General features: G+C 51.7%; 9 protein-coding genes. 7 read left to right on the plus strand and 2 right to left on the minus strand.

What is annotated here, in order from left to right; genetic code table 11:
• The 5 genes from ABD735_RS15035 to ABD735_RS15055 all read left to right on the plus strand — a co-directional run.
• On the plus strand, positions 1-705 hold a 705-nt coding region (locus ABD735_RS15035), incomplete at its 5' end, for an RHS repeat-associated core domain-containing protein (protein WP_344807886.1).
• A gap of 2 nt (positions 706-707) precedes the next feature.
• Positions 708-1163 (plus strand): immunity 26/phosphotriesterase HocA family protein, encoded by a 456-nt coding sequence (locus ABD735_RS15040; protein ID WP_344807888.1) that lies wholly within the window; start codon positions 708-710, stop codon positions 1161-1163.
• A gap of 713 nt (positions 1164-1876) precedes the next feature.
• Positions 1877-2119 (plus strand): hypothetical protein, encoded by a 243-nt coding sequence (locus ABD735_RS15045; RefSeq protein ID WP_344807890.1) that lies wholly within the window; start codon positions 1877-1879, stop codon positions 2117-2119.
• Complete coding sequence (locus tag ABD735_RS15050) at positions 2119-2862, plus strand: tyrosine-type recombinase/integrase (protein ID WP_344807892.1); 744 nt, start codon at positions 2119-2121, stop codon at positions 2860-2862. The genes ABD735_RS15045 and ABD735_RS15050 overlap by 1 nt, the downstream gene beginning before the upstream one ends.
• Positions 2863-2882: 20 nt before the next feature.
• Positions 2883-4121: a DUF6161 domain-containing protein gene (locus ABD735_RS15055; protein ID WP_344807894.1), complete on the plus strand. Its 1239-nt coding sequence runs from the start codon at positions 2883-2885 to the stop codon at positions 4119-4121.
• Positions 4122-5306: 1185 nt separating this feature from the next.
• Here ABD735_RS15055 and ABD735_RS15060 read toward each other — a convergent pair.
• Positions 5307-6131, minus strand: coding sequence for an IS3 family transposase (locus tag ABD735_RS15060; RefSeq protein WP_344807902.1), 825 nt, complete (start codon positions 6129-6131; stop codon positions 5307-5309).
• Positions 6128-6436, minus strand: a complete 309-nt coding sequence (locus tag ABD735_RS15065; protein WP_344807896.1) for a transposase — start codon at positions 6434-6436, stop codon at positions 6128-6130. Before ABD735_RS15065 ends, ABD735_RS15060 begins: the two co-directional genes overlap by 4 nt.
• A 1898-nt stretch (positions 6437-8334) precedes the next feature.
• On the opposite strand from ABD735_RS15065, the gene ABD735_RS15070 reads away from it, so the two are divergent.
• On the plus strand, positions 8335-8712 hold the full coding sequence (locus ABD735_RS15070; protein ID WP_344807898.1) for a hypothetical protein: 378 nt from the start codon (positions 8335-8337) through the stop codon (positions 8710-8712).
• A gap of 152 nt (positions 8713-8864) precedes the next feature.
• The gene (locus ABD735_RS15075; RefSeq protein ID WP_344807900.1) at positions 8865-9494 is read left to right on the plus strand and encodes a DUF6088 family protein; all 630 of its coding nucleotides are present in this window, start codon (positions 8865-8867) and stop codon (positions 9492-9494) included.
• Positions 9495-9542: the final 48 nt, after the last annotated feature.

The raw sequence follows: 9542 nt of genomic DNA on the forward strand, positions 1-9542 counted from the left end.
GATGGCCTTGTGCATATGGGTGCGCGTTTCTACGACCCGACTTCGGGGCGGTTTATTTCGCCAGATCCGGTGGGCATTGACCCGAGTAGTCCACAGTCGGTTAATAGATATGTCTACGTCAATAACAACCCCTATAAGTATGTGGACCCAGACGGACGATATCTTGAGACGGCCTGGGATCTGATGAACATTGGTTGGGGTGTCGCGGCGTTCGCTAAGAATGTGGCCGTCGGGAACTACGCTGGCGCAGCACTTGATGCAGTTGGGTTAGTGGTTGATACTGCAGCGCTGGTTACACCAGTGCCTGCAGGCGCTGGCGCGTCAATTCGAGCTATGCGAGCTACTGAGGCGGCGACAGATGTTGGAACCGCTACTGGAAAGACTTTCCAAACCTATACGAAAACGCATCCTAAAACCGGCGAAGTTTATTCAGGACGAACAAGTGGAACGGGAACAGCATTCGAGAATATCGCTCGAAGGGATTCCAGTCACCATATGAACCAGAAAGGCTTCGGTCCCGCAGTTCTTGATAAATCTTCGTCGAACTCAGCGGCAGTACGAGGGCGTGAGCAGCAGTTAATTGATGCGTTCGGTGGAGCCCTGTCAACCGGTGGGTCGTCAGGCAACCCGATAAACGGAATTTCATCGAGTAATCGCAAGAGAGACTTTTACTTTCAACAGGCTAAACGGGAGTTCGGGGGCTGATCATGGAAAAAAACAAAAAGCGTATTGTCGGCGACATTGTCAAAATTGAGCTTGAAGATAAAAGCTATTGTTTCGGTCGGGTATTGCGGGAGCCACTAATGGCCTTTTACGATCTCAAAACACCTTCTATTCCGGACGTTGAACATATTTTGCATCGGCCCATTCTGTTTAAATTAGCTGTTATGAATTCGGCCGTGACATCAGGCCGCTGGAAAGTGATTGCCAACTCACAGTTAGAGGAAGAGCTTACACATCCCGTTTCTTTTTTTAAACAAGATCCGATTACGAAAGCTGTTTGTCTATATGTAGACGACAAGGAAATTGCAGCCTCGAAAGAGGAATGCAAAAATTTGGAGCGCGCTGCAGTATGGAGTGCGGAGCACGTTGAGGATCGCCTAAGAGATCACTTTCTCGGCGTAAAAAACAGTTGGGTTGAGTCGCTAAAGCTTAAAGATTAAACGTCCCAGGCATCCTCCGTTGAAACTTCAGCAAACAGTCAGTCTCGATAATCGCCAGTCGAAGCTAGAGTCGAACAGCGGCGCGTATCCTCTAATGCATGCGAACTTGATCGTGCCACTCGGCTGAAGCTGACCAATGGTGCTCTGCTTCACCAGAGCACTTCATAAAAGCTTTAGGAAAGCCCAATCTTATCGCGTCTTCATTCCAGCTTGTCTGGAGGCGTCAGCGCTGCAACAATTCCATGTTATTGTTAGTGCGATGGCGATTCAGCCGGCGAAGATGAAGTAGCCAATGCTTCGGGCCAGGAAACTGCCAAACTCGCATTACAAGTGTTGGCGCTCGCCGCCGACATACGGGCGGGTTTTAAACTCCCCCGCCGCGACCGCGTGTTCGGCCGGCACAGAATTTCAGTAATTCTGAAAGAGAACCTTGCCGACACCCCCGAATAATCTTCGATTCAGGTCCGTCAGCAGCTTCAAGCAAAATTCACTGCTGTACTAAGCCCTTCCCCGCTGGCCCTATTTATAAACACTCTCCGTTGTCATAACCCTGCAGTCTGACAACAGTGTCCTGCCCTTATTTTTGCTGCCATAGCGGGCTCACCAGCCTGTTCAGACGGAAAGTGCGCCATTTGCAGCGGTTCATTTTTCGTTGTGTAATGACAACGAATCTGGCCGCGGTGGTTGGAATAAAAACAAAGGACAAACGAGCTATGGCTATAGAAATCGTGAATGCAAAAGCGGGGCTTATTGAGGTCATTCCTTTCAATGAACAGCCGGCGCTGATCAACGCGCGAATGATCGCTGCAGTAGACAGAATTGATGATGATCGAAGCCGTATTACTCTGCTGCCAGCAGCATCAGCCCAAACGGGGCCGAAGGCCTATGACGTCCCCGATGACTATGAGACCGTGAAGGATATCGTCTCAGCTGTCTTTTCGACCATGGTGAGCTGATGTCAAGCGTGCCGCATCCGCTATCGACTTCGCTACCGGCACCGGCACCGGCACCGGCAGTTTCCAGACTTCCAGCGGCGCGCGCAGAAGCAGTCGAGCCATTGTTTCGCGGGCCTGTAGAAGTCAATTGGCAGCATCTGATCGAGCGCAGGCCTATCAGTCTGCAGATCAATCCCGAGCTGCCATCTTACCTGTCGTTACCAGAAGTGCATCAGCTCCTCAATGTTGCCAGGACCCCAAAGGATCATCTCCTGGTGCGGCTACTGTGGCAGACCGGGGCACGGATCTCTGAAGTGATCTCGATCACCGTTGGTCAACTGACGTTGACCGATGAATGGAGTTCTGGGGTGCTACTGGATCGGCTGAAGCAACGCGGCCGCCAGAAGAAGCTACAACGCGACGTCATTCGAAAGCGCTGGGTACCGATTACCGATATGAGCCTGGTGCGTGAACTTCGGCGCTACATCAATGGTGCAGAGCTGAAGCCAGGGGATCGACTGCTGCCGCACACCAGGCAGTGGGGCTATAAGCGGATCTCATTGCTGAGCGAGAAAGCAAAACTGCCAATCAGTGTTCACCCGCATATGCTGCGGCATTCGTTTGCGTGTAACGCAGTGTTGCACGGCGAGCCACTGACCGTCATCAGGGACTGGCTGGGACATGCCAGCCTGGAGCAGACGGAGATCTATACACGGGTGCTGGCGACAGAAACCAATCACCTCATGCGCTACATGTCTTTTTAGCAATTACTACAGGGCTGCTTATGCAAGATATCAAGATTGATTTTTCGCTTCAGGATATGTCAGCCAAGACGTTCTCTTTCCGCACACTGAGAGAATTGGTGGAATTCAACAAGCATGAAATTGCGGCGTGGGAACAGCTCAAGAGTAACCTCAGTGAAGAGGCTCGTCGCCGTGTTAGCTATGATCGTCTTTTCCAGGAATTGACAAAGTACGTAACTGGCCTCAATACAGAGCAGGTTGATGAGGAAACGCCAGAAGACCGATCGGCACGAATCTCCCGTGATCTGATGAGATATCGCGGCCAGGCGCTGCAGCAGCACCTGGCGGCTTGGCTTTATAGCGGTCATCCCGCTGCTGTGCGCTTCATTGAGATTGTAAACGAAGAAAATTTTGACGTTGCCAATGTCTTCATTCTCCATCTGACGAAGAAGCAACTCCCAGAATTACGCCATTACGACAACTTTCGGGGCGTCATGCTTGCGTTTGAGTTCAGCCAGGTCATGGATAAGGCCAAGCAGAAATCGTTGAAAAGTTTCGAAAGTTCTCTAGGTAACCTCAGTAAGCGCTATGAAAGTAGCACCAGTGACCTTTTCACAGAAGGCCAGGAGCGACGAGAGGCGTTAGAGGCCGCCATAAGTGAAACTTATGAGAGTTCGCGTCAGCTTCAGGAGGAGCAAGCCGGCTCCTTTCAGAAACAGAGTGCAGAATTCAGTACCAATTTCGAGGAGAGTTACAGCTCTTGGAAGACGCGAATTGCCGAGCTTGAAACGCTTTATACTGAAAAATTGAAATTTTCGAGCCCCGCAAAATACTGGAAGAAATCAGCCGACAAGTATTTTTGTCATGGTGCATTAAGCTTGCTTGTCTTACTGATAGCCATGGGTTTTGGCATCTATCAATTCTATTCTCTGTTTACCACCTGGCTACAGGGAAAGGAAATTGCTCTTCAGTTGAATACACTGCAAGGTATTGTTCTGTTTGCGTCTATTGCTGCTTTATACGCCTTCGTCATCAAGGTGCTCGCTCGAATCACCTTCAGCTCCTTTCATCTCATGCGGGACGCACAGGAGCGAGAACAACTCACCTATCTTTACCTCGCACTGTCAAACGAATCTGAGATGGACAAGGATTCCAGAGATATTGTGCTTCAAGCACTGTTCAGTAGAACGGATACGGGTTTACTGGGGGCTGATAGTGGGCCAACGATGCCGACTGGCAGCGATCTCGCGAGGTTTTTGGCACAATCGAAGAGTCCATAGAAACCAAATGATTGGCTGCGGGAAGCTGAATAGCAGACATCCTATCTGCACGAAAGTGAAACGCCTTAATGCCTGGAACACCTGGACTTCGAACCAAACGACTGATGTCTTTGGGTTGGTACAATGTCATGACTTTGAAGCTTTGTTCGCTTGATCCCTGGTGAGCGAGCATATACTCTGCCACGGTCTGCTCTCCCAGCCACGCTGACACTATGGCCAGCGTGTTGAGCTCAGCTCTCTTCCGGACTTCATGCTCAAGCGCCAGCATTATTCGGATGTGCCGCAGTTAGGCCTGCATGAACAAGCGGCTCGCATTTAGCCGCTGTTCGTCAGTGGCGAAGACACCAACCGCCACATCCAGGCATTTACCATAACTGGTCACGATCTCGGCGAGCAGCTCTGTCTCGGCAGTTTTTTGCCGCCACAGTATTGACGGGCAACAGCAACGTACCGCTCACCAACCAATACTTCAGACGAGCGCTGACAGACATAATCCTCAACTCCACGGGTGGTACCTTTCGAGCGCCAAGCTGATGCCCATGGGCATTTCTACACGCCACAAGCCCATTCAAGCAGTCTTATACACCGGCAATTGCTAAGCCAAGGGTTCCAGCTCCGGGGTCTTGGCAACGCGAAGGTAGAATTAAGAAGATAAGACTGAAGATCGAAAAAAGTCAGCTTTGCAGAATGCCGAGCTGGAAATCTAAATCAATAGCACAATGTTATAGCCTTGCTGAGACGTTCCCTGAAACGTGATCATCCTTAGCACCAGTAAAACCGGAGGCTCTTTGCGCGGAGTGGACTCTGCGGAGAGGCAGATATTCGCGGGGCCTGCTTCATAAGTTAACCCCGATGTTGAAGGCAACGCGCCCGTACCATGACCTTCGAGTCCAGTTAAAACGGCTGTGTTATTTCGAGTCGGAAATGGCTTTCGGAGGCGACTAGGCAGTCACGGAATATAAATGCCAGACGTGTGAGTTATCCGATTATATAATTCAAAACAAGAACTTAGCCAGGCTCTAAACATGTGAGTTATCTGATTATTCTGAGCCGGGGTAGCTCTCGGAGACGACGAGATGTTGTTACGGAGCAGGTAGACACCCGACCTGTGAGTTATCCGATTATCGATCTCAAAACAACAACTTAGCCAGCCATCAATGTAACGACCCAGCCCTTTCTGCACACCTACGCTGCTAATTGGTAGACCATATTCGGAGTTTTCATTCCGAGTGATTGATGAGGGCGATGGTCGTTGTAATACAAGAACCAGGCTCTCAGTGCTTGCCGGGCTTCGTCCAGGTTCTGGAAGTTGTGAAGCCAAAGGCATTGCTCTTTCACAGTTCTGATCAGACGTTCCACCATGCCGTTTTGTTGAGGCGTATGCGGTCGAATGAACTCCTGTTTTAAACCGTATTGGTACACGGTCTTGGTAAACTTTCGCGAGGTGAAAACCAAACCGTTGTCGCTCCTCAGTGTTATCTCATCCGGCGCTCGACCTAATGCGCCGTATCGATAGATCAAGGCTTCTTCCAGTGCAGCCTCTGCTGTGGCTGCATTGCCTGCAGAGCTGAGACGCCACCCAAGTGCTTCGCGGGTATGGCAGTCCATGACAATAGCCAGTGCACACCAGCGATGCTGCTCACCGCACCAGACTCGAGCCAGATCGGTAGCCCAACGTTCATTAGGCTTCTCGGCGAATGACCGCTTTGCCTCTACCCGCGGGCGCATACCAACGCGCCGCTTGCGCACCTGCCAGCCTTTCAGCTGGAACAGACGCTGAATCGTATTCTTGTTCTCGCCCAGCAGCCAGGCGACCGTTCGGTAGCCTGCGTAGGGCAAGGTATCGATCAGCCGCTTGACCCGCGTAGCAAGCTCCAGATTGATCTTCGGCTTAGCTCGGCTTGTCTTGTAGTACCAGCTTCTGCGTGAGTAGCCGGCCCAGCGACAGACTTGAGAAACAGTCACCACGGCGCCTTCTTCAGCCATCTCAGCAACAACTCGCTGAATCAGTTCTCGTCCTGGTCGAGATGGCTGCGCAACTTTTTTAGAAAACGGTTCTCCAGCATGGCTTCGCCATAGGCGCTCTGCAGATCCTGAATCTGCTTCTCATACTGTTCTGCAACGTTCTTGGGGTTCGCTTTGAGGGCGTTTTCCATCCCGGATTCAGCATCATCAAGCCAGCGCTCGATCTCAGCCTGGGTCAGGTCATACTGCCGTGCAGCTTCTGGAATGGTCGTCTGCCCGCGATAGATCTGCTTGATCAGATCAGCCTTGCGCTTGGCACTCCAGCGTTTGATTTCTGGTTCGTTCGTCATGCTTCGTTCCCTTATTGGGGCAACTGTAGCATGTGCAGTTATTCACTGGGTCGTTACATCAACGTGTAAGTTATCTGCTTATTCTGAGCTGAGGTGGCTCTCCGAGACGGCGAGATGTTGTTACGGAGCCGGTAGACACCCGACCTGTGAGTTATCCGATTATCGATCTCAAAACAACAACTTAGCCAGCCTTCAACGTGTGAGTTATCTGATTACTCTGAGCCGAGGTTGCTCTCGGAGGCGACGACATGTAGCTACGGAGTATAAGACCCGACCTGTGAGTTATCTGATTGCGTCTGATCGAAGAATACCTTATCCAGTCCTTGAACTGTGAGTAACCTGATTGCTGCAGCCACGTGCCTTCAGGTTTCTGAGGCAGAGCGGCGGGCGGACCGGAACTACCATCCCCGAACAAATTTGTGAGCAAAAGCTTACACCTTCTTCCGCCATTGCTCACATATTAGCCAGATCAAATTGCGTACAATGCGACCGTGCTTCTGACATTGATGTCGACAGCATGGTTACACCGCAATGGATGCATCGTAGCCGCGACACCTGCAAAGTGGTGTGACCAGCGAGAGAGATCGTTATCCCCTAGTTCCGAAGGTTTCTCACAATCTCCGTCAGATACTATGCATTTATACCTGTTGTCCCACCACCCCATTAGGGATTTTCGCGATTACCCTTGTATGTCCCTACAGCATCCGGTAGAGCTCCGCGATTGAAGCGCCGTGTCCCACCCACATCCAGCCAGCAACAACTGATCTCACTCCGTGTCCCACCGCCTATTTCAGACAGCACCGCGATCTCACGCCGTGTCCCACCGGCTATTTCAGCAGCACGAGCGGACCTCACGCCGTGTCCCACCACCTATTCTAAGCAGCACCAGCGACCTCACACCGTGTCCCACCACCTGTTCTAAGCAGCACCAGCGACCTCACACCGTGTCCCACCACCTGTTCTAAGCAGCACCAGCGACCTCACGCCGTGTCCCACCACCTGTTCTAAGCAGCACCAGCGACCTCACACCGTGTCCCACCACCTGTTCTAAGCAGCACCAGCGACCTCACACCGTGTCCCACCACCTGTTCTAAGCAGCACCAGCGACCTCACGCCGTGTCCCACCACCTGTTCTAAGCAGCACCAGCGACCTCACACCGTGTCCCACCACCTGTTCTAAGCAGCACCAGCGACCTCACACCGTGTCCCACCACCTGTTCTAAGCAGCACCAGCGACCTCACGCCGTGTCCCACCACCTGTTCTAAGCAGCACCAGCGACCTCACACCGTGTCCCACCACCTGTTCTAAGCAGCACCAGCGACCTCACACTGTGTCCCACCACCTATTCCAGGCAGCACCAGCGACCTCACATCTCCTCCCACCGGCTATTTCAGCAGCACCAGCCGACCCCACTCCGTGTCCCACCGCCTATTTCAGACAGTACCGCGATCTCACGCCGTGTCCCACCGGCTATTTCAGCAGCACGAGCCGATCTCACGCCGTGTCCCACCGCCTATTTCAGACAGCACCGCGATCTCACGCCGTGTCCCACCAGCTTCAGCAGCACCAGCGACCTCACGCCGTTTCCCGCCAGTCAGAGGCAGCACCTGTCGATCACAGTTAGAAGTTTCACAGGGGCATCACGGGACTATACAGTTCATCCGCAGTTCATGAAATTTAGAGTTGGCCGGCGCCATGACGCGAGCTATGATAGCCAATCGCTATTGATAAACCAATGAAGATTATTTTTCACTATATTAAAAGGCTGTTGGACTATGTTGCAGAACTGCTCATTTATTTACCTCCGAGACACGTCGAATCCAGGAGGTCAGGCCACGAGAATCGATATTTTGGTCGGGCATATGACTCATCCAGCATTTCTAGACGGGAGATAACCATGGGAATAGTTCGTGGTCCTAACTTTGAGAAGGCAATGCATGATTCACTTAAAACAATGACGCCTGAAACGGTAAATTTCATTGATGCGGCCAAAGTAGCTTTTCAGGCTGGTCACGCTGCATTTCCCGAAGTCTCGTTCGATCACGTTAGAATTGCGAAAATAGTCGGCCTTAAGGGCATCAATGTGAGCCTTATCCTGGGCAAGCTGACTGACAGATTGATGCTAGATACTTCATTCCGCTGGGGTGCCGATCATGGATTTGAGAAGGCTAAATGGGTACTGAGAACAAGTCATAGTTTGAAGGGGATAAAGATCACTTTCACACCGGAAGTAGCCGCTTATTTCTCATCTGACAGCACTCCTGCGAAAGAATAAAGCAACAAAATTAGCCCCAGGCTAACCATTGATACTGCTCGCCAGGGTAACTAGCGGCTAATGCTCTTGCACTGAAACTCGCTTCTCGGAGCGGCTTTCTTGTTCCAAACGTTGACGGACTACAATCAACCCGCACATCAAGGGACAAAAACATGTCTACGTCCGCCAAGATAGCTAGGCGACTGAAGCGTATGAAGCGTGGCACCCCGATCTCGAATAAGCAGTTTTACGATTTGGGCACAACTGCAGCAGTGCAAAAAGCACTGAGCCGATTGGTTCAGAAAGGTTTGATCGAGCGCGTAGCCAAGGGGATGTATGCGCGTCCCATGACCCTGGCGGGCATGCCATCTGTCAAAGTCACAGCAAGTGCTGAGCAGATAGCGAGAAAATGGGCGCAAAGGCATGGTTACACAATTGTACGCCAGGGCGTTGAGTCGGCATACAGGCTAGGGTTCCAGACCCAGGCACCGGTCAAAACGGTGCTCTGGAGCAACGGCTCTGATAAAACATTTGCTGTCGGTAACCAGGTTGTGGAGGTTAGGCATGTTGCGGACTCAAAGTTGAGGTGGAAATCTCGGCCGGAGGGCGAGTTACTGAGAAGCTTTTCTGTTGTCCCTGCAAGTTCGGTTGAGGCAAGCGACTTGAAGAGAGCATTCTCAAGGCTGTCGCTTACAGGAACAGAAATTCGTGAAGCCATACGAAAGCTCAAGGCAATTGCGCTTCCCGAGGGTTGGAGCGCTAAGCTTGAAGAGCTGGAAAGCGCGCTACAAAACGCTCTCTAGCGAGTCCTCATCGCTAATCTGGTCCTCGATCTTCATCCCCTTGAGAAG

The sequence above is a fragment of the Allohahella marinimesophila genome (genome assembly GCF_039538005.1).
Taxonomy (GTDB): Bacteria; Pseudomonadota; Gammaproteobacteria; order Pseudomonadales; family Oleiphilaceae; genus Allohahella; species Allohahella marinimesophila.